25 protein-coding genes and 1 tRNA gene are annotated in these 22,160 nt (G+C 50.3%); 12 read left to right on the top strand and 14 right to left on the bottom strand.

Annotated features, from left to right (window positions below):
- The 4 genes from SU32_RS13510 to SU32_RS13495 all read left to right on the top strand — a co-directional run bounded on the left by SU32_RS13510 (position 1) and on the right by SU32_RS13495 (position 4,274).
- Positions 1-1,314, top strand: coding sequence for a TRAP transporter large permease (locus tag SU32_RS13510; RefSeq protein ID WP_053999905.1), 1,314 nt, complete (start codon positions 1-3; stop codon positions 1,312-1,314).
- Between the two features lie 18 nt (positions 1,315-1,332).
- Positions 1,333-2,361 (top strand): trans-3-hydroxy-L-proline dehydratase, encoded by a 1,029-nt coding sequence (locus tag SU32_RS13505; RefSeq protein ID WP_053999904.1) that lies wholly within the window; start codon positions 1,333-1,335, stop codon positions 2,359-2,361.
- A gap of 68 nt (positions 2,362-2,429) precedes the next feature.
- Entirely contained in the window at positions 2,430-3,134 is a 705-nt protein-coding gene (locus SU32_RS13500) for a GntR family transcriptional regulator (RefSeq protein ID WP_053999903.1), read from the top strand.
- Between the two features lie 177 nt (positions 3,135-3,311).
- A complete protein-coding gene (locus tag SU32_RS13495) occupies positions 3,312-4,274 on the top strand; it encodes a dihydrodipicolinate synthase family protein (protein ID WP_053999902.1) in 963 nt (320 codons plus the stop codon).
- Positions 4,275-4,338: 64 nt separating this feature from the next.
- Here SU32_RS13495 and SU32_RS13490 read toward each other — a convergent pair whose 3' ends face one another.
- The 7 genes from SU32_RS13490 to SU32_RS13455 all read right to left on the bottom strand — a co-directional run bounded on the left by SU32_RS13490 (position 4,339) and on the right by SU32_RS13455 (position 9,369).
- Complete coding sequence (locus tag SU32_RS13490; RefSeq protein ID WP_082376751.1) at positions 4,339-4,929, bottom strand: acyltransferase; 591 nt, start codon at positions 4,927-4,929, stop codon at positions 4,339-4,341.
- 197 nt (positions 4,930-5,126) lie between these two features.
- A complete protein-coding gene (locus SU32_RS13485; protein ID WP_053999901.1) occupies positions 5,127-5,801 on the bottom strand; it encodes a type 1 glutamine amidotransferase domain-containing protein in 675 nt (224 codons plus the stop codon).
- 26 nt (positions 5,802-5,827) lie between these two features.
- The gene (locus tag SU32_RS13480; protein ID WP_053999900.1) at positions 5,828-6,859 is read right to left on the bottom strand and encodes an NADP-dependent oxidoreductase; all 1,032 of its coding nucleotides are present in this window, start codon (positions 6,857-6,859) and stop codon (positions 5,828-5,830) included.
- A gap of 48 nt (positions 6,860-6,907) precedes the next feature.
- Positions 6,908-7,486, bottom strand: a complete 579-nt coding sequence (locus tag SU32_RS13475; protein ID WP_053999899.1) for a TetR/AcrR family transcriptional regulator — start codon at positions 7,484-7,486, stop codon at positions 6,908-6,910.
- Between the two features lie 516 nt (positions 7,487-8,002).
- Positions 8,003-8,239, bottom strand: a complete 237-nt coding sequence (locus tag SU32_RS13465) for a hypothetical protein (protein WP_053999897.1) — start codon at positions 8,237-8,239, stop codon at positions 8,003-8,005.
- A 160-nt stretch (positions 8,240-8,399) separates the two neighbouring features.
- Complete coding sequence (locus SU32_RS13460) at positions 8,400-8,942, bottom strand: hypothetical protein (RefSeq protein WP_144421141.1); 543 nt, start codon at positions 8,940-8,942, stop codon at positions 8,400-8,402.
- 350 nt (positions 8,943-9,292) lie between these two features.
- A tRNA-Met gene (locus SU32_RS13455) sits at positions 9,293-9,369 on the bottom strand.
- Positions 9,370-9,545: 176 nt separating this feature from the next.
- Here SU32_RS13455 and SU32_RS13450 point away from each other — a divergent pair.
- The gene (locus SU32_RS13450) at positions 9,546-10,499 is read left to right on the top strand and encodes a Gfo/Idh/MocA family protein (RefSeq protein WP_201454953.1); all 954 of its coding nucleotides are present in this window, start codon (positions 9,546-9,548) and stop codon (positions 10,497-10,499) included.
- 128 nt (positions 10,500-10,627) lie between these two features.
- Positions 10,628-11,770 (top strand): DegT/DnrJ/EryC1/StrS family aminotransferase, encoded by a 1,143-nt coding sequence (locus SU32_RS13445; protein WP_053999895.1) that lies wholly within the window; start codon positions 10,628-10,630, stop codon positions 11,768-11,770.
- A 121-nt stretch (positions 11,771-11,891) separates the two neighbouring features.
- On the opposite strand, the gene mnmA is transcribed toward SU32_RS13445, so the two are convergent.
- Positions 11,892-13,085, bottom strand: a complete 1,194-nt coding sequence (mnmA, locus tag SU32_RS13440; RefSeq protein WP_053999894.1) for a tRNA 2-thiouridine(34) synthase MnmA — start codon at positions 13,083-13,085, stop codon at positions 11,892-11,894.
- A 141-nt stretch (positions 13,086-13,226) separates the two neighbouring features.
- Here mnmA and SU32_RS13435 point away from each other — a divergent pair, with 141 nt between their 5' ends.
- On the top strand, positions 13,227-13,952 hold the full coding sequence (locus SU32_RS13435; RefSeq protein WP_053999893.1) for a sterol desaturase family protein: 726 nt from the start codon (positions 13,227-13,229) through the stop codon (positions 13,950-13,952).
- 181 nt (positions 13,953-14,133) lie between these two features.
- Complete coding sequence (gene sciP, locus SU32_RS13430) at positions 14,134-14,409, top strand: CtrA inhibitor SciP (RefSeq protein ID WP_018690118.1); 276 nt, start codon at positions 14,134-14,136, stop codon at positions 14,407-14,409.
- A gap of 43 nt (positions 14,410-14,452) precedes the next feature.
- On the opposite strand, the gene SU32_RS13425 is transcribed toward sciP, so the two are convergent.
- Together SU32_RS13425 and SU32_RS13420 are read right to left on the bottom strand one after the other, a co-directional pair.
- Positions 14,453-14,950 carry a paraquat-inducible protein A gene (locus tag SU32_RS13425; RefSeq protein ID WP_053999892.1) on the bottom strand — a complete coding sequence of 166 codons (498 nt, stop codon included), beginning with the start codon at positions 14,948-14,950 and terminating at the stop codon, positions 14,453-14,455.
- A 118-nt stretch (positions 14,951-15,068) separates the two neighbouring features.
- Positions 15,069-15,458: a flagellar export protein FliJ gene (locus SU32_RS13420; RefSeq protein WP_053999891.1), complete on the bottom strand. Its 390-nt coding sequence runs from the start codon at positions 15,456-15,458 to the stop codon at positions 15,069-15,071.
- Positions 15,459-15,886: 428 nt separating this feature from the next.
- Here SU32_RS13420 and ctrA point away from each other — a divergent pair, with 428 nt between their 5' ends.
- Entirely contained in the window at positions 15,887-16,588 is a 702-nt protein-coding gene (gene ctrA, locus SU32_RS13415) for a response regulator transcription factor CtrA (protein ID WP_053999890.1), read from the top strand.
- 77 nt (positions 16,589-16,665) lie between these two features.
- On the opposite strand, the gene SU32_RS13410 is transcribed toward ctrA, so the two are convergent.
- Together SU32_RS13410 and chpT are read right to left on the bottom strand one after the other, a co-directional pair.
- Positions 16,666-17,025 (bottom strand): response regulator, encoded by a 360-nt coding sequence (locus SU32_RS13410; protein WP_144421140.1) that lies wholly within the window; start codon positions 17,023-17,025, stop codon positions 16,666-16,668.
- Positions 17,026-17,161: 136 nt separating this feature from the next.
- A complete protein-coding gene (gene chpT, locus SU32_RS13405) occupies positions 17,162-17,788 on the bottom strand; it encodes a histidine phosphotransferase ChpT (protein WP_053999889.1) in 627 nt (208 codons plus the stop codon).
- 260 nt (positions 17,789-18,048) lie between these two features.
- On the opposite strand from chpT, the gene SU32_RS13400 reads away from it, so the two are divergent.
- Both SU32_RS13400 and SU32_RS13395 read left to right on the top strand, forming a co-directional pair.
- The gene (locus SU32_RS13400; protein WP_053999888.1) at positions 18,049-18,648 is read left to right on the top strand and encodes a DUF1134 domain-containing protein; all 600 of its coding nucleotides are present in this window, start codon (positions 18,049-18,051) and stop codon (positions 18,646-18,648) included.
- Positions 18,649-18,770: 122 nt separating this feature from the next.
- Positions 18,771-19,988, top strand: coding sequence for a coiled-coil domain-containing protein (locus tag SU32_RS13395; RefSeq protein WP_053999887.1), 1,218 nt, complete (start codon positions 18,771-18,773; stop codon positions 19,986-19,988).
- Positions 19,989-19,999: 11 nt separating this feature from the next.
- Here SU32_RS13395 and SU32_RS13390 read toward each other — a convergent pair whose 3' ends face one another.
- Positions 20,000-20,833, bottom strand: coding sequence for an isocitrate lyase/PEP mutase family protein (locus SU32_RS13390; protein ID WP_053999886.1), 834 nt, complete (start codon positions 20,831-20,833; stop codon positions 20,000-20,002).
- A 3-nt stretch (positions 20,834-20,836) separates the two neighbouring features.
- Positions 20,837-21,352 carry a HugZ family pyridoxamine 5'-phosphate oxidase gene (locus SU32_RS13385; protein ID WP_144421139.1) on the bottom strand — a complete coding sequence of 172 codons (516 nt, stop codon included), beginning with the start codon at positions 21,350-21,352 and terminating at the stop codon, positions 20,837-20,839.
- 101 nt (positions 21,353-21,453) lie between these two features.
- Between SU32_RS13385 and SU32_RS13380 the strand changes: the two genes are divergently transcribed.
- Positions 21,454-22,068, top strand: coding sequence for a thymidine kinase (locus SU32_RS13380; protein WP_053999884.1), 615 nt, complete (start codon positions 21,454-21,456; stop codon positions 22,066-22,068).
- The last annotated feature ends 92 nt before the right edge of the window (positions 22,069-22,160 follow it).

The following is a 22,160-nucleotide window of genomic DNA, read 5'->3' as shown; positions in this document are numbered from 1 at the left end:
ATGCTTACTGCCGCACTGATGTTTCCGGCGCTTTTTGCGCTTATTCTTCTAGGCGTTCCGGTAGCCTTTTCACTGACTATTGTCGCCGTTGGCGCAGGCCTTATGGCTTTTGGTGATGTGGCATTCAACCAGATTTACGGATCGTTTTATTCTGCATCGACCAACTTTATCCTTTCAGCCGTTCCGATGTTTATTCTGATGGGTGCGTTGCTTGAACGCTCCGGTATCGCAGAGCGCCTGTTTATTGTTTTGAACATGTGGCTGAAAAGACTGCCGGGCGGATTGGCGCTGGCGACAATTGCAATGGGTGCGATTTTTGCCGCAGCAGCCGGTGTCGTGGGCGCTGTCGAAGTCATGATCGGCATGATGGCAATTCCGGCGATGCAACGCGCACGCTATAACAATACGATTATTGCCGGTACAATTTGTGCGGGCGGCTCTTTGGGTACCATGATCCCGCCGTCTGTTATCGCGGTTATGTATGCGTCACTGGCGCAGATGTCTGTCGGCAAACTGTTGGCCGGTATGATGCTGCCCGGCCTTTTGATGGTAGTGCTGTTTCTGGCCTATATTGCCATTCACGGCATGCTGTTTCCGGTAGAGCAGCATCCTGACGACGAGCCTGAAGCGGACATACCTTTAAGCGAAAAATTGCGGGCAACTTTCGTTACGCTTGTACCGGTGTTCCTGCTCATATTTGCGGTCCTAGGTTCGATCCTCGGCGGTATCGCCTCGCCAACCGAAGCTGCTGCTGTCGGTGCCGCAGGTGCGCTGCTACTATGTGTCATCAACCGTCGCTTTAGCCTAAATGTTTTGACCGAGTCGCTTAGCATCACCGTGCGTATTTCCGCTATGATCCTGCTGATCGTGGCCGCCGGTACAATGTTTATGGGTGTCTTTGCGGCCAATGGCGGCGCAAGCCTGATACGTGATTTTCTGGAAAGTGCCGGACTTGGCACGACCGGTATGATCGTCTTCTTCCTGCTTGTGGTTTTTGTACTGGGCTTTGTGCTTGATTGGACGGCCAATGTGCTGATCTGTGTGCCGTTGTTCACGCCATTTATCCGCAGTGCGGGTGTTGATCCGATCTGGTTTGCAACCTTGGTTTTGATCGTTATCCAGACGGGGTATCTGACACCGCCAATGGCATCATCGATCTTCTATCTAAAATCGATTGCGCCGGCCAACATGACATACGGACAGATGTGTCGTGGTGTGTTGCCATTTATTGCCTTGCAATTGTTGACACTGACTTTGATTGTTCTGTTTCCGGCACTGGCAACATGGCTGCCGGAGAGACTTGTCGGCTTCTAATATCAGCAGGAAATTACCATGCGTAGCTGTAAAACCGTTCATGTTATTTCCGCCCATGCGGAAGGCGAAGTTGGCGACGTCATTGTCGGCGGAGTATTGCCGCCGCCCGGCGACACGGTTTGGGAGCAAAGCCGCTGGATCGCTCAAGACGACACTTTGCGCAATTTCGTATTAAATGAACCGCGCGGCGGTGTTTTCAGGCATGTGAATTTGCTGGTGCCGCCACGCCATCCGGAGGCAGATGCCGCCTTTATTATCATGGAGCCGGAAGATACGCCGCCCATGTCGGGGTCAAACTCGATTTGCGTGTCGACTGTCTTGCTTGATGGCGGCTTGATTCCAATGCAGGAGCCTGAGACCAATCTGGTGCTGGAGGCACCAGGCGGGTTGGTTCATGTCCGCGCTGAATGTCGCGATGGCAAAGCCGAGCGTATTTTTGTTCAAAACCTGCCGAGCTTCGCCGGTCCGCTTGATCAAAAGCTGGAAGTGGAAGGATTGCCGACACTGACAGTGGATACAGCTTTTGGTGGCGACAGTTTTGTGATTGTCGACGCTGCCGCGATGGGGCTAAATCTAAAAGAAGATGAAGCCCATGATATTGCGCGCCTTGGCGTTAAAATTACCAATGCCGCCAATGAGGCCCTAAAATTCGAACATCCGACAATGCCCGATTGGCGGCACTTTTCCTTCTGTCTTTTTGCAGGGCAGGTAGAGCGCGGGCCGGAGGGCTTGCGTGCCGGTTCGGCTGTTGCGATACAGCCTGGAAAGGTCGACCGATCTCCAACCGGCACTGCATTGTCGGCGCGGATGGCCGTCTTGCATGCGCGCGGAGAAATGAAGGTCGGCGAAAGTCTGACGGCCGTATCCGTGCTTGGCTCAACGTTTAACGGGCGTATCGTCAAGACAACAAAAGTTGGTGATAAAACAGCCATCATTCCCGAAATTTCAGGGCGCGGTTGGATAACAGGAACCCACCAGCATATGCTGGACCCAAGTGATCCGTGGCCTGAAGGCTACCGGTTGTCTGACAGCTGGGGCGCGCGATGATGGCAACATACTCTTCCTTTTCCTCTCAACTGCTGCCATAGACATACAGTCGAAACGAAGGTGTGAATATGGATAAGAAGCTCATACGCCCGGTGCCGGAAAGAAAGCGCGGACAGGGTGTGAAATATGTCTATGAAATTCTGCGCGACAATATTTTGGATCTGGTTTTGCCGCCGGGCAGCCCAATTGATGAAATTCAGCTGGCAGAACGTCTTTCCATGTCGCGGACGCCTATTCGCGAAGCGCTTGTCAAACTGGCCAGTGAAGGGTTGGTGACAACGCTTCCGAACCGTTCGACAATGGTTTCCAATATTGATTTTCTGAACCTGCATACATTTTTCGACGCGATGACGCTGATGTATAGGGTGACGACACGTCTGGCTGCGGAAAACAGGACCGATGACGATCTTGAGATTATCCGCGACCACCAACTCAAATTCTCCGATGCCGTTCAAGCGCAGGATGCGTTGACGATGATTGCGACCAACCGTGATTTTCATGCGGCGATCGCGGAGGCAGGCAAGAACCCGTATTATACCAGCCTGTTTTGCCGTCTGCTCGATGAAGGTCGGCGCATGTTGCGCATTTATTACTCTTCGTTTGATGACCAGTTGCCGCAGCGCTACGTGACCGAGCATGACGATATCATTGCTGCCATTGAAGCGCAGGATGTCGCTGCCGCAGACAAGCTTGCAAGCCAGCATGCGGATCAGATCGTCCAGCAAATCCAGACCTTTATGGCGCGGGACCGGCGCAGGCCCATAGACCTGTAGCGTTCAATAACCAAATTTGACGGGTCAAACTTTCGCACATGGTGCGGGAGGAAACTGCTTATTTGCAAATATTCTTGTCGACAAATAAAATACAAATGGTATTATGGAGATCAAAGGTATTGATTTTATTACACTAAGCAAGGATTATCCTTGCAGATCAAGCACAAGGAAAACCAAATGAACGCTAAGATTTTCTCCGGTTGCATGCCGGCGTTGATGACGCCTTGCAAAGATGATCGTACGCCAGATTTTGATGCATTGGTGCGCAAGGGCAAAGAGCTTATTGCGGCTGGCATGTCTGCGGTTGTTTACTGCGGCTCAATGGGCGACTGGCCATTGATTTCGGATGAAGAGCGGATGGAAGGCGTTGAACGTCTGGTAAAGGCCGGTGTTCCTGTTGTTGTCGGTACGGGTGCGGTAAACACAGCCAAGGCTGTTGCCCACGCCCAACACGCGCAAAAGGTTGGCGCGCAGGGCTTGATGGCTATTCCGCGTGTTATGTCGCGTGGATCATCGCTTGTCGCACAGAAAAACCATTTCAAAGCGATCCTGAGCGCCGCGCCTGATCTGCCGGCGGTTATTTATAACAGCCCCTATTACGGCTTTGCGACGCGGGCCGATTTGTTTTTCGCGCTTCGTGAAGATCACGCGAACCTCGTAGGCTTCAAGGAGTTTGGCGGCGCTGACGACATGAGCTATGCGGCCGAAAATATCACCAGCCGCGATGATGAAGTGGTTTTGATGGTGGGTGTGGACACCTGTGTGTTCCATGGTTTTGTCAATTGCGGCGCAACCGGCGCGATCACCGGTATCGGCTGTGTGTTGCCGAAACAAGTGCTGCATCTTGCTTCATTGAGCCAGCTTGCGGCCAAGGGTGACGTTCATGCACGCCGCCTTGCATTGGAGTTGGAAAGCGCACTGGCTGTTCTTTCTTCTTTCGATGAAGGTCCGGATCTTGTTTTGTATTTCAAACATATGATGGTGCTGAAAGGTGACGCGGAATATACGCTTCACTTTAATGAAACAGACGAATTGAGCGACAGCCAGCGCGGCTATGCCGAAGCGCAATTGACGCTGTTCGAAACCTGGTATGATGCGTGGTCATCACATCTGGAAGCGGAATACCGCCAAGCTGCTTAACGCAAAATCTTCCCAAGACAGTTTATGGCGGGCCAATGGCCCGTCATAACTTTTGCTTGGAATGTTAGACGCCATCTTTAGCGCGTTGAACGATGTCCTTTTTCTTTTTTGCCGGCAGTCCTGCATAAATACCCGATTCGTAAACACCTTCACGCACGACAGCATTGGCCGCAATGACTGACCGCGATTTGATGTTTGCGCCGGCAAAAACACGCACGCCGGAAAAGATCATAATGTCATCGCCGATGACAATCGGTTTTTTGCGCATGGGGCTGTATTTCAGTTCTGTGTCAGGATCAGTGATATCGAAATCAAAACTGATCAATGATGATTGGTGCGCAATGGAAACATTATCGCCAATTTTAATGCCGCCTTTGCCGTCCAGATAGCAGGTTTCATAGATAGCGACATTTGATCCCAATTCGATCTCCTCCCAAAATGTCACCCGAACGCCGGTTTCGAAAAGAACATTTTCGCCGCAGGATTTGGCCAGACGCTTGGCCCAAAGATAGCGCAGGAAAATACCCAGCTTCCAAGGAAACAGCTCCAGAAGCGGCCAGGTGAGTTCAAATAAAATGCGCGGCAAGAGCGAAAACAGGAAACTTATCGCATTGATGAGCGGCTTTACTATCTGGAAAAGTTTACGTCCTGTCACAGCTCTACTCCTTTCAGGTGCCTGATCTTGAAGGTGCAAAACTGTCGAAAATGATCACGCATTTGCCTTCATGGTCGGCACTATGACACCGATACGTGAATCAATGGTTTTCCTGATTGTTTGGATAGTTGTGATCTAGAACAAACTAATTTCTATTGGATTGGGGCGATGGGGCGCCGGCGGCGCCCCGATAAGATTTAGATCAGCGCCATGAGCTTTTTGGCTGCATCGGCAGAAGAAGCTGGATTCTGTCCGGTCACAAGCTTGCCATCGACAACAACGAAAGAGGCCCAATCGTCGCCTTTGTCATAGTTTCCGCCATTTTTGACAAGCATGTCCTCAACGAGAAATGGAACAACATCTGTCAACCCAACGGCATCTTCCTCGGTATTTGTAAATCCTGTGACACGTTTGCCCGAGACTAACGGGGAGCCATCTGATGTCTTGGTGTTTTTGAACACTGCGGGCGCATGACACACTGCCCCGATAGGGCGGTCTGTGTTTGCGAATTGTTCAATCAGTGCCTGGCTGGTTTTGTCTTCTGCCAAATCCCATAGTGGGCCGTGTCCGCCCGGATAGAATACGGCGTCGAATTCATCGGCATTGATTTGCGCCAATTGTTCTGTGTTGGCGAGGGCATCTTGCGCTGCTGTGTCCAGCTTGAAGCGTTTTGTGTCCTCTGTTTGTGCGCTTTCATCATCGCTCTTCGGGTCAAGAGGTGGCTGGCCACCTTTGGGCGTAGCAAGTGTAATGGATGCACCTGCATCCTTGAATACGTAATAAGGGGCAGCGAACTCCTCCAACCAGAAACCGGTTTTTTCGCCGGTGTCTCCAAGTTCGTCATGCGACGTCAGAACCATCAAAATTTTCATTTGTTTCACCTTTAATATGTTCGAGTTTACGGGTTGAGTTTAATGACGCGTTTGCCAAAGGCTTCACCGCGCAGCAGGCCAATGAATGCTGAGGGCGCGTGCTCAAGCCCGTCGATCATTTCTTCGCGGTATTTGATTTTTCCGCTCTTAACCCACTCGGTCATTTGTTTTGCAAATGCCGGATAAAGGTGCCCGAAATCATCAAAAACAATGAAGCCGCGCATGGTAATCCGCTTACGCAGCAGCTGACCCATCAGATAATTCATGCGGTCCGGACCGTCTGGCAGGGATGTTGCGTTGTACTGGGATATGAGGCCGCAGAGCGGGACGCGCGCGCTGGTGTTTAGCAGAGGTAGAACTGCGTCAAAGACTTCGCCGCCGACATTTTCAAAATAGATGTCGATGCCGGACGGCACCGCAGCTTTTAAGTCTTCTGCAAAACTCAGGGACTTATAGTCGACACATGCGTCAAACCCCAAAGTGTCGATCACGTGTTGACATTTTTCAGCGCCGCCTGCGATACCGACAACACGTAGACCAAGAATTTTCGCAATTTGTCCTACCGTAGCACCCACTGGCCCGCTGGCACCGGCGACGACAAGTGTTTCGCCCTCTTTGGGCTGACCGATTTCAGTTAATCCGGCCCAAGCGGTCAGTCCGGGCATTCCCAGAACGCCAAGCGCCCATGAAGGGTTTTGAGGATTTTTACCCATATTGATGACGCCGGTGCCATCGGAAAGCGCGTAATCCTGCCAGCCGCCGAATGCAACAACCCAATCACCTTCCGAAAACCCCTCTATATTGGACTTTTCAACCTTTGAAACTGTGCCGCCAACCATCACTTCACCGATTTCAACCGGCGCTGCATATGAAGGTGCGTCACTCATGCGTCCACGCATATAGGGATCAAGGGAAAGATACTGGTTGCGCAGCAGCATCTGGTTTGACGCGGGGACAGGAATGTCCGCATTTTCCAGCTTCAGTGTGTTTTCATCAGGCTCACCCTTGGGACGGGATGCGAGGGTGAAGCGGCGGTTATGATCTTTGGATTGGGACATGTTTATTCCTTTGTTTTTAGACCGATCGTCTAGTGGTGGTCAAATTTTTTAGGTGGAGGGAACCAAGGCCAATGTGTGGGCCATGGCGGTTTCAAATGGCGCAGCGTCCTGAGACAGGTGAGCCATCAAGCTCGCACCGAGCCAGATTTGGTAAAGGCTGGTGGCTATGGTCAAATAGTCTGTCATAGCTGGACATGAACCATCAGTTTCAGCAATTTTGAGGGTCTCGGACAGCTTTGAAATGATTTTTTCAACGCCGTCGCGCAGTATCAGGCGCATGTCAGGAGAGAGGTCTGAAATTTCCGCCCCCAGTTTTACGATAAGGCACTTCTCATCGGCGTTCTGTGAACTCTGGCGACTTTGCCACGCGGTGAAATATGCGAGAATACGCTCACGGCCGGAAAGGGTTTCATTCGCCAGTGTACCGGCAAGCTCGACGCCATAATGATGAACATAATGCGTTAGCAGCGCGCAGCCATATTTCTCTTTGGATTCGAAATAGTGGTAGAATGAACCTTTGGGTACATCTGCTTCCTTGAGCAATTCGCTCAAGCCTACGGACGTGTACCCGCGCTGCGCGGCCAGCTTGCGCCCGACATCCAGAATATGTGTGCGTGTATTCGTCATTTGACGGATATGGGAACCATTAGACCGATTGTCTAGTGGGCGAGGAAATTCTTTAGGGGCGTAATTCTTTAATACGCAATGTAGGACTGAATCGATCGTTTATTGTAAGTTTAAATAATAAATTCTTAAAGTAGTGTCATTTCGGCCGATAAATTATTCAAGCCAGTTGTATATAGTCGGCTCGTTATGCTTACCTGTTCAAGTAAAGTATTGGAGGGGCTAGCCATGGATAAACAACCAAAAGAAAAAGATGCTGTCAAAGGCGTTCAGGAAAACAAAGCAAGCGGGTGCCGCATATGCGGCTGTGCGGGGTTTGTTCAGCGGCCAGGTGGAGGGCTCGTTTGTGGACGAGGCAGTTGCCTCCACTCAAAACGTGATCATGGTTCGATTGAGTGACTTCCATCTGGTATCTCTACGAAGAAATCAAGAAGAGGCTGGGGTAGCCGCAGGCATTCCCGCCGGATGTATGAAAGATGTATGAAAAGAGTCATTTAGCTTAGTGGCTTGTCGCTTGAGTTATCGTTTCGGCTTTCTCAAAAGCCAAGCAGTGTAAAGGCTTACACCAAGCGCCAGCGCGGCAAGCAAGAGCCAGATGATCCCAGATTGTTCTGAATAAACGACACCGGTTTCATCATCGAAGCAGCGGCCTAACGCATTGAAGCAGTCGCGGTGTTTGAAATATGTGACGTAGTACAAATAGCCAAAGACGAGCGCGAGCCCGAAAGAAACCAAAGAAATGAACTTTCTTATCATCCGCTTGCCTTGTTGAAATATTGGTGAAGTTTAGTGGTTTGGCGGATCGTTTCAATGGTTTGTGTTTCGCAGATCGGACTTTGAGTTTAGTCCAAGCGTAATATGATAACTTCCAGATGCCTACTTATGCAACAAAGAATGGCTGCCGCTTTTCAACGTCTCAAAGGACTATCTTTAAGCACACGTCCTTAGCCCAGTAGCCAAGCGAGCATGAGCACAGCTCCGAAGAAACACTTTTTAATTCTTTAGCGCCCATTTCTTCCAGAAACTTAAGGGGAGCGAATAAGTAACCACGCTTAGACGCCGAAATAGCAACACATTTTGATAGCTTGTATCCAAGCGCGGTTGGGTTCAATTCTCCGTGATTATCCCATATAAATTTCGTTAAGCTCAAGATATGAAGGATGCAATTTTGCTCTCCATCGCATGCCTTTTTAAGCAAACTCTGAACTTTATTAAAAGAATTGCTTCTCTCAACACTTGTTGATGTTGAGGAGGGAGGAGCTACAGTTGGTTCCGGAGTGTATTGAATTTCAATTGTTTGATCACGATTTACGTTATTTGAGTTCGGGGGCGAAAACCAAGTAGCTAGGGCGAATGTGAATGGAATAACTACAAGAATGAGAAAAGATATTCCTCCAACTGTAGGCTTAGTTAGGCTTGGCCATTCTAATTGTTCTTCTAGACTTGGCCAAATAAACACGATCCACTCTTTTGTGAGGTGGATTAACAGGAATATTCCAGCAATTTTGTACCATGTTTCCAATTCACTACCAGCACAGAGCGTTAAATATTCAATTGTAATTGATAATTTATCTTGGTTAACCCTACGTCAAGCTGCGAGTCGTACTAAAGTAGGGTATTGGACGTGCACCTCGATTTGTCTGAGTTTGAAATACATAGGGTTCTTGGTGAAGGCGATTGAAGGTATTGGGCAGTACAAAAATTGTCGGGGATTATGACCTGAAAGGCGAAAAAATCAAAAAACGCACGCAATAACGCACGCAAATTACAAATCTGAAATCGGTATGTTGGCTAAGTTATTGAAAATTTTGGTAGCGGGAGAGGGACTTGAACCCCCGACACGCGGATTATGATTCCGCTGCTCTAACCAGCTGAGCTATCCCGCCACAACAGGTAAACCTGTTAGTTGAAGCGAGGCGGATATAGGGGGAAGCCCGCTTGTCTGTCAAGCAAGCAATCCGTGTTTTTCCAACTGATTTGCCGTTTGCGCATTATTCCGGCCTTGTTTTCTACCCGTTCGCTGATTAGCACAGGCAAAAGCGAAGACAAGAAAGGGTAATCCATGCATTCCATGCCGAAAATCGCCGTGTTCGGTTGCGGATATTGGGGCAAGAATCATGTGCGCACGCTTGCCGAGCTCGGCGCGCTGGCATGTGTTGTCGATCGCGACGAAAATCTGGCCAAAGAAATTGCGGCAAAGCACGGTGTTGAAGTACGCGATGCGCAAAGCGTTTTTACCGACCCGGCAATTGATGCCATCACGATGGCATTGCCCGCGCAGCACCATGCTGAAACAGCGCGTCAGGCTTTTGCGGCGGGCAAGCATGTCTTTGCCGAAAAGCCGATAGCGCTGGACGTAGCCGATGCGCAATCAATGGTGGATGCGGCCCAAAAAGCGAACCGTGTTTTCATGTCAGGGCATATTCTATGCCACCATAATGCGTTTCGCGCGATACTGAAATTGATTAAAGACGGTGCGCTTGGCGATATAAAATATGTACAAAGCCACCGTCTGGGTTTCGGCAAATTTCACAACAAGTTTGATGCTGTCTGGGATTTGGCACCGCATGATCTTTCGCTCATCCTGTCGGTTGCGGGTGCAAGCCCCACGCATGTGGATGCGGTTCCTGTGTCGGTGACCGACGGGCAAACCGATTGCGCCCATATTCATCTGGCGTTTGACAATGACATGAAGGGCCATGTCTTTGTCTCGCGCCACAGCGCTTATGTGGAGCGCCGTTTCAGCGTGATCGGCACGAAGGCCAGCGTTGTCTGGGACGATATGGAACAGGACTGGAATAAAAAGGTTACGCTCCACAAGCATGATGTCGCGCGTGACAATGATGTCTGGCATTTTGCAAAAGAGGATGGCGAATCTATTCCTTGTCAGGCGGGCATGGCGCTTACCGATGAGTTGCAACATTTTATCGATTGCATCAGAGACAACCGCCAGCCATTGACCGACGGACGCCAAGGCCTTGAAGTTGTTAAAATATTGAACTTAGCTGTCGGTTAATCACCTGCTGTTACATTTGTCTTGAAGGTGTGATCTGAAACCTATGGATTTAAGCGCTTTTCCGCGATAGTGCGATTTGCGGGCTAATATGAAAACTTGAGCCGTTTGGCGGTTCTACCGGGGAAACTATGCAATTTATCGATCTTGCAGCACAGCGTGAGCGCCTTGGCGCTGACCTTGAAAACGCAATCTTGGATGTCGTTCGAAGCGGTGCTTACATTCTCGGGCCACAAGTGGCTGAATTTGAAAAGCGTCTGGCGGATTATGTCGGCGTCAACCATGTGATCGGCTGCGCGAGCGGCACAGACGCTTTGCTGATCCCGCTTATGGCGTGGGGCATTGGCCGCGGTGATGCTGTTTTTGTGCCGAGCTTTACGTTTGCCTCCACGGCTGAAGTTGTTGCGCTTGCGGGTGCCGAGCCTGTTTTCATTGATATCGACCCTGAAACCTATTTGATGGATACAGAATCGCTTGAAGCGGCCATTCAGATGATCGAAGCAGAAGGCCGCCTGAAGCCGAAAGCGATTATCCCTGTCGATCTTTTCGGTGCTGTTGCCGATTATGAGGCTATTGGCCAGATTGCCGCCAAACATGGTGTGCGTGTGATTTCAGATGCCGCGCAGGCGCTGGGCGCAACTTCAAAAGGCGCATATTGCGGCTCGTTCGGTGATGTGGCGGCAACAAGTTTTTATCCTGCCAAGCCGCTTGGCTGTTACGGCGATGGCGGTGCGATCATGACCAATGATGCGATCCATGCCGAGATTATGCGCTCGGTTGCCTTTCACGGTAAAGGCCAGAGCCAGTATGACAATGTGCGCGTGGGTCTGACATCGCGCTTGGATACAATTCAGGCAGCGGTTCTGCTCAAGAAACTGGATATTCTTGAAGAAGAAATGGAAGCGCGTAACCGTATTGCCGCGCGTTACCACAATGAGCTGGGCGATGTGGTTCAGGCTGCGTGCAATGTGGCGGGGCAGCGCTCTGCCTGGGCGCAATATGCGATTGAGACCGATGACCGCGACGGACTTCGCGCGCATTTGAGCGAAAAAGACATTCCGTCGGTTGTTTATTATGTCAAGCCGCTTCACATGCAGGTTGCCTATGCGAAATATCCGTGGGCGCCGCAGGGCCTGCCGGTAACAGAAGCCAAACCATCACGCATTTTATGCTTGCCGATGCACCCTTATCTTTCCGAAGAAGATCAGGATCGGGTTATTTCAGAAATCCGCAATTATGTTGGCCGCAATGGCTTAAAGGTCGTTTCAGGCTAGTCCTGCTGCACCGTCATCCCGCACTTGATGCGGGATCCAGAGCCGAAGGTTTCCTTGATATTCACGAAACTGGATCCCCGGCTCTCGGCGTGCGCCTCGTTCGAGGATGACGGGGGAAAGTTTATTCGGCAGCGACCGTTGCCGGATTTTCCATCAGTTCAGCAAGCTGAATTTCCACATGTTCCGCGCGGCGTGTTTTATCAATAAAGCCGCCGCCCAAAACCCGCGATCCGGCACCCTGGCCATCATAAAATACACATGCCTGACCCGGTGAAACACCCTGTTCGCCGTCAATCACTTCCACTGTCACCATGCCGTCTTTGTTAAACAGACGGGCAGGGCGCGGCGGCCGTGTGGAGCGTACGCGTACGAGAATATCGACACCGTCCTGAGGTATTTCACTGACAGGCATATCGCCAAGCCAATTTACATCGCGCAGTTCAAGCACGTGGGTTTCCAGCGCTTCGACAGGGCCGACAATAACGCGGCGGGTTCGCGCATCAATTTTGACCACATAAAGCGGATCGCCAACCGAGACGCCAAGGCCGCGGCGCTGGCCGATCGTATAATGCAAAATGCCTTCATGTTGACCGAGTACGCGGCCATCAATATGGACAATGTCGCCGGCAAGTGCCGCATTGGGGCGCAGCTTTGTGATCACATCGGCATATTTGCCGTTTGGCACAAAGCAGATGTCCTGACTGTCCGGTTTGTCAGCAACAATCAGACCCATATCGGCTGCATGGCGGCGCGTTTCGTCCTTCGTCATATTGCCGAGTGGAAAACGCACATAATTAACCTGCTCCTGAGTGGTCGCAAACAGAAAATAACTCTGGTCGCGATCCGCATCGACGGGACGGGTTAAAACGCGGCGATTGCCTTTTTCAACCGAGTTGATGTAGTGGCCGGTCGCCAAGCAATCCGCGCCTAGATCTTTCGCTGTTTTCAACAGATCGGCAAATTTGACGGTCTGGTTGCAGGAAATGCATGGGACCGGCGTTTCACCGGCAATATAGCTGTCAGCAAATACGTCGATGACCGCATCGCGGAAACGGCTTTCATAATCGAGCACATAATGCGGTATGCCAAGCGTTTCACAAACGCGGCGCGCGTCATCAATATCCTGCCCAGCGCAGCATGATCCGGTGCGGCGGGTTGCTTCACCGTGGTCGTAAAGTTGCAGCGTAATACCGATGACCTCGTAACCTTCTTTGTGCAAAAGGCCAGCCACAACAGATGAATCAACGCCGCCCGACATGGCAACAACCACGCGGGTATCTTCCGGCTTTTTAGCAATGTCGAGCGAGTTACGCATATCAGCTCCGTTTCAGGTGGCCGATATAGTGGTTTTTCACAACGATTGAAAGAGCGGAGCACTTTTGTTGTCTTGATGTGGTCGGCATAAGATATTACGCTTTTTACGATTACGTGAACGTAAGCTGTTCCGGGAGGCGTTATGAGCAGGCTGTCACTCATCTTTTCGCACAATTCCATTGTTCCGATGATTTGTGCGCTTCTGGCCGGAATCATAATTCTTGTCCTGAACGGATCATGGTGGGGTGTCTTTTTTGTTTTTCTCGGTATTCCGGCGCAGATGCTGAATGAATATTCATTGCATCGCTTTATTTTTCATCTGCCGCCACCTGAAAAACAGCGTTACTTCAATGTGCTTTATCAGGCCCATTACGGACATCATGACTTTCCCACCAACCGGAAATTATTTTTCGCGCCAATCTGGGTGTCGATTCCTGTTTTGATTATAAATTTTACAATCGTCTGGGCGCTGCTGTGGCTTGTCGTTCCGCAATATGCGTTGTCGCTTGCCGCCTCAATTGTACTTGTCGGCGGGGTGGGGACATTTCTTTGCTATGAGTGGTTTCATATGACGGCCCATCTGCCCGTCAATAAAAACTGGGTTGAGCGGCATGTGACAACACTGCACAACCAGCATCACTTCCGCGATTTTTCAAAATGGTTTCATGTTTCGCCGGGCGGGCAGATTATCGACAAAGCAATGGGAACTGCCATAGACCGCGAAACACTAAAAAAACAACAGCGTGTCGAATTTATCCGCACGCTCGGCATGCGGCCGGATGATGAACGCCTTATCAAGGCACGTCATCATTTCAGTTCCAAATATGGTCTTTCAGCAGAAGAGATCGAGCGCGCGGGCCAAGTATAAAGCGGTTTGACAGGATAGACCGGTCTTGGAGCGCTGATTACTCGCGTATTTTTATGAAACACATGCGCAGGAATTGATTCATACAGATTACCAACTCCTTACACTGCGGTTAGCGCTTTTTTAAAACTGTGACCGTAATGTGGATTGTGAATTGAAGGTCGTTAGTTGTGTAGAGAGTAGTATGACCGAACAGATTAGACCACGCGTAAAATATGTCATTGGCCCGGACGGTAGCCCGTTGACGATCAATGATCTTCCTCCAGCGTCGACGCGTCGTTGGGTTATCCGCCGTAAGGCAGAAGTTGTCGCTGCTGTACGTGGTGGCCTTTTAAGCCTCGATGAAGCGTGTGCCCGTTATACGCTGACTGTTGAGGAATATCTTTCCTGGCAGGCTTCCATCGAAGAAAATGGCTTGGCCGGATTGCGCACTACGCGTATTCAGCAATATCGCCATTAGAGATTTTACGCCGTAATTTCCGGCAAAATTTAGTCAGAAATTTTCAAGCGCCGCTTTCATTCAATGAAGGCGGCGTTTTTGCGTTTGTGCTCAATTCGCGCTTAACAATGGATGCAGCGATGGCACCGGCCAAAGTGGAGGCCGCGAAAAACCACAGGCCCGGCTGCGAGATTGCTGTGGCAAGCCCCGATGTTTTTGCAGCAAAAACCGTTAGTGCAACCAGCAAGACATCCAGCATTGACCATTTTGAAATGATGCCAAGCCAGTTTCCGGCGCGGTGCGCGGTTATCTGGTTTAAATTTTTGGCCGATAACATCGCGGCCAGAGCGAGAAGTTTCGCTGCGGGAAATATCAATGATACGCCGCCGACCAAAACGCCCAGCGCAAAATCACCGGCGGTAAAAAGTCCGCTTACGATAGCCACAAGGGAAGGGCGGTCGGTCAAAAAGAAAAGCCGCTCCATTTGCAGCAAGGGCAATGTTATGCCGAGCGCAAAACAAAAAGCGGCAATCGTGATCAGTAATCCGGCTAAAATTCGCATCTTTTGCAGATAGAGATGCAAATGATCTCTAGCAAGCTATAAATACGTAAAATCGCGCAGCGCGAAGATGTCTTCACGTTGCACGATTGTGTCTGTGCTAAAAGTGCGAGCGTAATGCTCAGCCAATCATGGCGTGCCGGTCGTATTTGCTTTCCGGTTCCGGCTCGGCGCTGCCGCGCGCTTCACGCACTTCAAGCTTTTCAGCTTTTTGAAGTTCTGCTTCGGCTTCCAGTAAAAGTTCTTCGGCGCTTTCTTTCTGTGCCTTTAGATCTTTTATTGAGTTGAATAGATTGTCGCGGCGCACACGCGCTGCTTTTGCAAATGTCGGGTAAGCGAAGTTATCAATGTCAGTAACGCCGCTTTTCTTTTCTTCGTTTTGAATCTGATGGTCGAGTTCGCCTGCCATGCGCTCGAATTCGTTGATCATTGTTTCCAGCTGCATCACTTGGCGATGCTTTTCAGTTACCTGAAATTGCTTGAGACGGATCATATTGTCTCTTGGTTTCATTACTCATTACTCCAAAACCGCTTCGGGCTCATGGTTGGCCCGTACACAAACACCAGACCTAAAACTTAATAAAAGGTACCAATCTGCAAAACACACTGATTTGGTAACTTTTCGTTTACGTCCTGCGTTAATGATACTTCTCAACCTTTAAGGGGGAGTAAACCGATTGGACGACTTTCACTTATTTGTCGAAATTAAGAGGATTATTGAGTCATTTGATTCATTTAGGCGGGTTTCTTTACAAAAAGATTCAAAATATTTGCCTAAATTATAGTAAATAAATCAATAACTTCATTGATTCACTTAATAAAGTTTGAAGGCTTGCCTAACCGGAATATAATTTGTTAACCATTCGGTGGCAGGGTGATTTGCGAGAGACGTAGGTGCCACGGTTTTGGCCCGAACGTATGCTGGACAAGGGGAATACAATGCGTGTTTTGCTGATTGAGGATGATAGTGCGATTGCCCAGAGCATCGAACTGATGCTCAAGTCGGAAAGCTTTAATGTTTATACGACGGATTTAGGTGAAGAAGGTGTCGATCTGGGCAAGCTCTATGATTACGACATTATTCTACTTGATTTGAATTTGCCGGATATGTCCGGTTATGAAGTGCTTCGCACTTTGCGTTTGTCGAAAGTTAAAACGCCTATCCTTATTCTATCCGGTATGGCCGGCATTGAGGACAAGGTACGCGGCCTCGGCTTCGGTGCTGATGACTATATGACAAAACCTTTCCATAAAGACGAATTGGTAGCGCGCATCCATGCGATCGTCCGTCGCTCCAAGGGTCATGCACAGTCCGTTATTACAACCGGCGATCTGGTTGTTAATCTGGACGCAAAAACTGTTGAGGTTGGCGGCCAGCGCGTACATCTCACAGGTAAAGAATACCAGATGCTTGAGCTACTTTCACTGCGCAAAGGCACAACGCTCACCAAGGAAATGTTCCTCAACCATCTCTATGGCGGTATGGATGAGCCGGAACTGAAAATTATCGACGTATTTATCTGTAAGCTTCGCAAGAAACTTGATTCTGCATCCGGCGGTATCAATTTCATCGAAACTGTCTGGGGCCGCGGCTATGTATTGCGTGACCCGGAAGCGAACGAACTTCAAGAAATCGCTTAAGCTTTCAAGCAAATTTCTATCTATTAAACCCGCCCGGTATATGCCGAGCGGGTTTTTTCATGTCGTGAAGTCTAATATTAAGCTGCCGCTTTGCGGATCGTGCGGAACTGGCCGAGCAGTTGGTGGCGATCAAATGGCTTTAGCAGGAACTCGTCCGCACCGGCGCGTTTCGCGCGCATCATGCCGGCAAGATCGACCTGCGTCATGCAGCAAATGATCTTGGCTTCGTTTTTGCTGTCCATTTTGCGCAACTGACGAATGAGATCGTCGCATTGACCATCATTGATACCGGCATCGACGATAATATAGTCCGGCATTTGGGCCGCTGCCATAGAAATGGCTTCAGCACTGTTTTTGGCTTCTACAACAGCCATATCTTCGCTGGTGAGAATGCGCTTTGCCACTTTGCGAATGACGCTTGATGCGTCCAAAATCATACAAACTTCCATCATCTTACCTTTTACTCAGTCTATCCCCGCAATATGCCTAGCAAAGAGAGCTGAAAAAAAAGAAAAGCAGACCGATAAAATTTTATCGATCTGCCAAAATGCGATGAAATAGGGCTCTAAAAGGCTATTTTACCGAATAAACGACCTTGTCATCATCCATATAGGTGCTGATTTCCATGCCCGCTTCTTTTGCCAGCAGGATGGTGTAATAGTACTGTACGGAGTGGGCATCGATCGGATCCTCGCCCATGCGGCCATCCAGATAGTCCTGAAATTTTTGCGGAATGCGCTTCATCCGCCCCATGGCTGTGATCGTAAAGCTGCAATCCTCGCCATCCACCTGAAGGTCAAAATCCAAACTGCCGCCGCGCGGAATCGAGCCGATACCAATGAGCAAGGTGTTAAGTATCAGTTTTACCTTGCTTTTGGCGAGATAGGCGCGCGGGCCGGTCCATGTAAATTCAGGCTTTTCGTTTTTAATGTAGTTTTCTGCAACGGCTTTTGCGTCGCCCGTGTCAATCTGCACACCGGCGGAGCCGGCAGCGCCAAAGGCGATGCGTGCGAATTGCAATCGTGCCGATGCATTGACGGCACTTTGACGAATAAGATCCATCGCATCTTCGTCAGCACCACCGTCATCGAGCAATTCAAGCCCGTTATTGATTGCACCAACAGGTGAAATCACATCGTGGCAAACACGGCTGCAGAGGAGGGAAGCGAGGTCGGAGGCAGAAAGTTCAACGAGGGCCATAGGGAGTCCATCTTTCAAATCAACAAAGTAGATAGGTCGAGAACCTACCGGTACGGTCTTTACAGGGCAATACCGCCCTGTGCTTGGTTTTTCAAACCTTGGTCTTGGTTAATTAAAAAGGTGCAATTTTTCCTTAATAAACTGGAAACTTCATCGGTGTAATTTGAATAATATGATTGATGGCGGCTTAAGCGCCATTTCCCTATTTTTCCCCGCTTTGCGTTTTTTGTGCGGGTTTGTTGAGAGTAAGGACAATAAACATGCGAATAACATCCCATTTAACGTCCCAAATTCGTCTGATCACGGCTCTGACGGCTTTTGTTGCGATGGTCATTGTTGCAATGGCACCATCCAAGGCTTCTGCCCAGGCGCGTCCTGATACCTATGCTCTTGGCGAAATGATTGATGCCGGACACCGCTTTTTCGGCAGTACGTCCAGTGCGGTTGCCCAGACCATTGAGCAGGCATTTGCCCGCTACGGCATGCCGAACGGCTATGTTCTTGGACAGGAAGGCAGCGGCGCATTTGTCGGCGGTCTGACATATGGCGAAGGTACGCTGCATACCAAGAATGTGGGCGACCACAATGTGTTCTGGCAGGGTCCGTCGATCGGTTTTGACTATGGTGGTGATGGCGGACGCACGATGATGCTGGTCTATAATCTGGACAGTGTTCAATCATTGCACGGCCGTTATGGCGGTGTGCAAGGCTCCGCCTATCTGATCGCGGGTGTTGGTATGCACGTCTTGAAACGCAACAATATTCTGCTTGTGCCGGTTCGCACAGGTGTTGGCGCGCGCCTTGGCGTATCCGTTGGCTATCTGAAGCTGACACCAATGCCGACATGGAACCCGTTCTAAGGCTCTGCAAATTGCCGGTAACCAGTTTTAAGGGTCGCGTTTGCGGCCCTTTTTAATGCGGTGTAATATGGAATAATATGTGCATATATGGCACATGAGACGCCTGTGATGAGGTTTTTGCGTTGATAGAGTCTGGTCTGTTCTTTCTTTTAGGGTTTTTGGTTGCCGGCTTCATCGCGTTGATTATCGCGCCGGCGATTTGGCGTCGTGCCGTGTTTCTAACCCGCAAACGTATTGAAAGCGCAATACCATTATCAGCCAATGAGTTGCAGGCGGAAAAAGACAAGCTACGTGCCGAGCACGCAATCTCGCAGCGAAAAGTAGAACTCGCACTTTCCAAACAACGGGAAAAATACGCGCAGCAGGCCGGTATTGTTGAAGAGAAAAGCGGGCAGATAAAAGAGTTTAAGGCGGAAATCTCGCAAAAAGATGCAAAATTGGCAGAGTTGAGCGACGAAATTGCTAGCCTGCGGTCAAATCTGGCTGAGCGGGAAAATGAACTCAATGATACCCAATTCGGTCTGACGACAACACAGGCTGAATTGTCTGCGCGCTCGGGTGAGGTAGAAAGCCTTTTGCGGATGAACAATGAAGCAGAAAAACGCATTGCCATGCTTGATGAAAGCAACAAGCAGATGGAACTGCACGAAGCCAAACTGACAGCGACCATTGCCGATCTGCGTGACAAGCGCCAGGAAGACAAGGCACTTGTGCGCGAAACGCGGACCGAAGACCGTGCCAAGGCAGAGCTTTTGAAAAACGAACGATCACGCGCCAAAGAGCTTGAGCGCAAATATGAGCGCCTTGTTGCCAAGAATTCCGATCTTGAAGCCAAGCTTGCCAGAAGAGAGCGCGAGATGGACCGTCTGCGCGAGAAGAAAAAAGACGAGGCGGCGGATGTCAACGAGTTTGAAGCGCGCCTTGCAGACAGCGAGGCCGAACGTGCCGAACTTGAGCGGGAACTGGCAGACTACACGTTGCGGTTCAACCGTTTGTCCAAGCTTGCGGGCGATAAAGACCCGGAAGCGGCTTTTGAAGCGCTTCAGGTCAAGGCAGCGCAGATGGAGCTTGAGCTGAAATCCAACGGTCTAAAAAGCTCTGCGCCACAGGGCCAGGGGCTGAACACGAAGCCGCAACCGGCCTCCAAGGGTGATGACATGCTGCGCGAGCAGCTTAGCCAGCTTGCCGCTGAAGTCGTTCACATGACAGCGATTGTCGAAGGCAAGGATTCGCGCATCAATCAATTGCTGGATACCGAAACGCCCAGCGGGAATGACGACGTCATCAGCCTTGCCGACAGGATCAAGGCGCTGAAAAAAGGTGCCAAAGCCGCAGAATAATTTTTGCTGGCTTAGGAGGGACTTGCGCGCTCCAGCATCGCGTCAATCATGTCGCCACTGGCGGCATCATTGAGGCCGGAAAAATCGCCTTCATTGCACATCAGGCTTGTTGCGTTAACGATATGATGATGTGTTACCCGCGCCAGCGCCGAGCCAACGGAAATACGCCGTACACCTATTTTGGCGAAATCCTGTACTTTGTATTTCCTGAACGGGCCGGCCGCGAGCGCGTTGACGGGTGTTTTCAAGCTTGACACAATTTTAGCCAGATCCTCCATCGAAGGCGGCAGGGGTGCATATAGCAAATCCGCTCCGGCTTTCTCAAATGCCTGTAAGCGCTTGATTGCTTCATCGGTGTCATAAGTGCCGTTCATGATGCCGTCGGCGCGTGCACAAAACACAAATGGACGGCCAAGTGCCCGTGCGGCGGTTACGCCTGCCGCTATGCGGTCTGTGGCTTCCTCAATAGAATAGGTCTGAATTTCGTTATCGAGATATGTGTCCTCAATTGAGCAGCCGGATAATCCGGCTTCACCGGCCAGCCTGACCGTTTCTGCAACATCTTCCGGTGTGTGGCCAAAACCGTTTTCAAAGTCACCGGAAACCGGCAGGTTCGTGTTGCGAACCAGTTCTTGCGCATGCGATAGGGCCTGATCGCGCGTGATGCGCCCCATATCCGGCACACCCAAAGTGAAGGCAAGGCCAGCACTGGTTGTTGCAAGTGCTTTTGCGCCATTGACGGCCATTAGTTTTGCCGATCCGATATCCCAAGGGTTTGGAATGACAAAACAACCGCTCTGGTGAAGGTTTTGAAAATCTGTGTGTCGCTGTGCAAGAGATGTCATTATTTAATCCTGATCGCTTGTGATGGCGGCAATCAATTCTTCTTCGGTTAGATTGTAGGCTTTGCCAAAGCCGCCATTGAGGCTTGCCTTTTGCGGCGCGAGTTTAAAGAATGAAAAATCAGGGAAATCGACATATAGCTTGGCCTTTGGATGGCGGGCCAAATGGCTGGCGCGTATCGCATTAAATTCCGCAGAATCGCGGTTCACCTGCGCGGCAATCACATCAAGTGACATCCGCGGATGGGCAAGCGGGTCGCCTTTGCCGGTCTCACCAATAAGCAGTGCGCAGTGCGGATCTTCACGCATGCAGGCGGTGTGCGGTGCCAAATCGGAAACAAGGGTGATCAACTGGCCGTCATCGCTGGTTGAAATCTGTATACGGCTGATATGAGGAAAACGGCCGTTCTTTTCAAAAGCGGCAAGCGCGCCGTGTTTTGCCGCCATGATAATTTTGGCAACAAGGTTGAGCGCGTCCATATCCGTATCTCGGATAATTTTGGTTTCTGATGTTTCCGGCATAAATTGCTCCGCTTTGACCTGTTGATGAACATGGCTTGCAGGTGACAGTGCCAACCCAGTTGCATATTCTCACGCGACCAGGATGACATTATGGACCGGCAATGGCCAAGCTCTATTTCAATTATGCAACGATGAATGCAGGTAAAAGTACAATGCTTTTGCAGGCATCTTATAATTATCGTGAACGCGGTATGAAGACCATGCTGTTTACTGCGGCTTTGGATAACCGCGCCGGAGAGCGGGTTATCGCCTCGCGTGTGGGCCTTGAAGAGATGGCCGAGACGTTTGAGGCGGGGGACGATCTTTATGCGCGAATCGAAGCGCGTCTATCGGGTGGCCGTATTCATTGTATTTTTGTTGATGAGGCGCAGTTTCTTTCCCATGATCAGGTTTGGCAGTTGGGCCGTGTTGTCGACCGTCTTAATGTGCCGGTTATGGCCTACGGTTTGCGGGTGGATTTTCAGGGCAATTTGTTTCCCGGTTCGCAAACCCTTTTGGCGATTGCCGATGAACTGCGCGAAGTGCGCACCATCTGCCGGTGCGGGCGCAAGGCGACAATGGTGGTGCGTCTTGATGGCGAGGGAAAGGTCACGCGCGACGGTGATCAGGTGAAAATCGGCGGCAATGACACTTATGTTTCGCTGTGCCGCGCTCACTGGGAAGAAGAAATGGGCCGAGTGCGCGCGGAAGATATGATCGGCTTTGCAAAAACATAAGCAATAGCTTTATTGACGTATTTGTTACAACGTCTTCTAATTGAAACGCTGAACCATTATGTAGGGTCAGCAATGATGCATTGGTGAGGGAA

It is taken from the genome of Ahrensia marina, from assembly GCF_001293565.1.
Taxonomy (GTDB): Bacteria; Pseudomonadota; Alphaproteobacteria; order Rhizobiales; family Rhizobiaceae; genus Ahrensia; species Ahrensia marina.
Note: the sequence above shows the minus strand (reverse complement) of the source record. Positions and strands in the feature narration are given on the sequence as shown.

What these genes read in the sequence shown, in the direction of transcription:
- SU32_RS13380 (WP_053999884.1), top strand. Translation starts at nt 21,454, where the DNA reads ATGGCCAAGCTCTATTTCAATTATGCAACGATGAATGCAGGTAAAAGT.
- SU32_RS13435 (WP_053999893.1), top strand. Translation starts at nt 13,227, where the DNA reads ATGAGCAGGCTGTCACTCATCTTTTCGCACAATTCCATTGTTCCGATG.
- SU32_RS13400 (WP_053999888.1), top strand. Translation starts at nt 18,049, where the DNA reads ATGCGAATAACATCCCATTTAACGTCCCAAATTCGTCTGATCACGGCT.
- ctrA (WP_053999890.1), top strand. Translation starts at nt 15,887, where the DNA reads ATGCGTGTTTTGCTGATTGAGGATGATAGTGCGATTGCCCAGAGCATC.
- SU32_RS13495 (WP_053999902.1), top strand. Translation starts at nt 3,312, where the DNA reads ATGAACGCTAAGATTTTCTCCGGTTGCATGCCGGCGTTGATGACGCCT.
- SU32_RS13420 (WP_053999891.1), bottom strand. Translation starts at nt 15,458, where the DNA reads ATGAAACCAAGAGACAATATGATCCGTCTCAAGCAATTTCAGGTAACT.
- SU32_RS13505 (WP_053999904.1), top strand. Translation starts at nt 1,333, where the DNA reads ATGCGTAGCTGTAAAACCGTTCATGTTATTTCCGCCCATGCGGAAGGC.
- SU32_RS13475 (WP_053999899.1), bottom strand. Translation starts at nt 7,486, where the DNA reads ATGACGAATACACGCACACATATTCTGGATGTCGGGCGCAAGCTGGCC.
- SU32_RS13385 (WP_144421139.1), bottom strand. Translation starts at nt 21,352, where the DNA reads ATGCCGGAAACATCAGAAACCAAAATTATCCGAGATACGGATATGGAC.
- SU32_RS13485 (WP_053999901.1), bottom strand. Translation starts at nt 5,801, where the DNA reads ATGAAAATTTTGATGGTTCTGACGTCGCATGACGAACTTGGAGACACC.
- SU32_RS13510 (WP_053999905.1), top strand. Translation starts at nt 1, where the DNA reads ATGCTTACTGCCGCACTGATGTTTCCGGCGCTTTTTGCGCTTATTCTT.
- SU32_RS13480 (WP_053999900.1), bottom strand. Translation starts at nt 6,859, where the DNA reads ATGTCCCAATCCAAAGATCATAACCGCCGCTTCACCCTCGCATCCCGT.
- SU32_RS13450 (WP_201454953.1), top strand. Translation starts at nt 9,546, where the DNA reads ATGCATTCCATGCCGAAAATCGCCGTGTTCGGTTGCGGATATTGGGGC.
- SU32_RS13410 (WP_144421140.1), bottom strand. Translation starts at nt 17,025, where the DNA reads ATGATTTTGGACGCATCAAGCGTCATTCGCAAAGTGGCAAAGCGCATT.
- SU32_RS13465 (WP_053999897.1), bottom strand. Translation starts at nt 8,239, where the DNA reads ATGATAAGAAAGTTCATTTCTTTGGTTTCTTTCGGGCTCGCGCTCGTC.
- SU32_RS13500 (WP_053999903.1), top strand. Translation starts at nt 2,430, where the DNA reads ATGGATAAGAAGCTCATACGCCCGGTGCCGGAAAGAAAGCGCGGACAG.
- SU32_RS13425 (WP_053999892.1), bottom strand. Translation starts at nt 14,950, where the DNA reads ATGCGAATTTTAGCCGGATTACTGATCACGATTGCCGCTTTTTGTTTT.
- SU32_RS13390 (WP_053999886.1), bottom strand. Translation starts at nt 20,833, where the DNA reads ATGACATCTCTTGCACAGCGACACACAGATTTTCAAAACCTTCACCAG.
- sciP (WP_018690118.1), top strand. Translation starts at nt 14,134, where the DNA reads ATGACCGAACAGATTAGACCACGCGTAAAATATGTCATTGGCCCGGAC.
- SU32_RS13445 (WP_053999895.1), top strand. Translation starts at nt 10,628, where the DNA reads ATGCAATTTATCGATCTTGCAGCACAGCGTGAGCGCCTTGGCGCTGAC.
- mnmA (WP_053999894.1), bottom strand. Translation starts at nt 13,085, where the DNA reads ATGCGTAACTCGCTCGACATTGCTAAAAAGCCGGAAGATACCCGCGTG.
- chpT (WP_053999889.1), bottom strand. Translation starts at nt 17,788, where the DNA reads ATGGCCCTCGTTGAACTTTCTGCCTCCGACCTCGCTTCCCTCCTCTGC.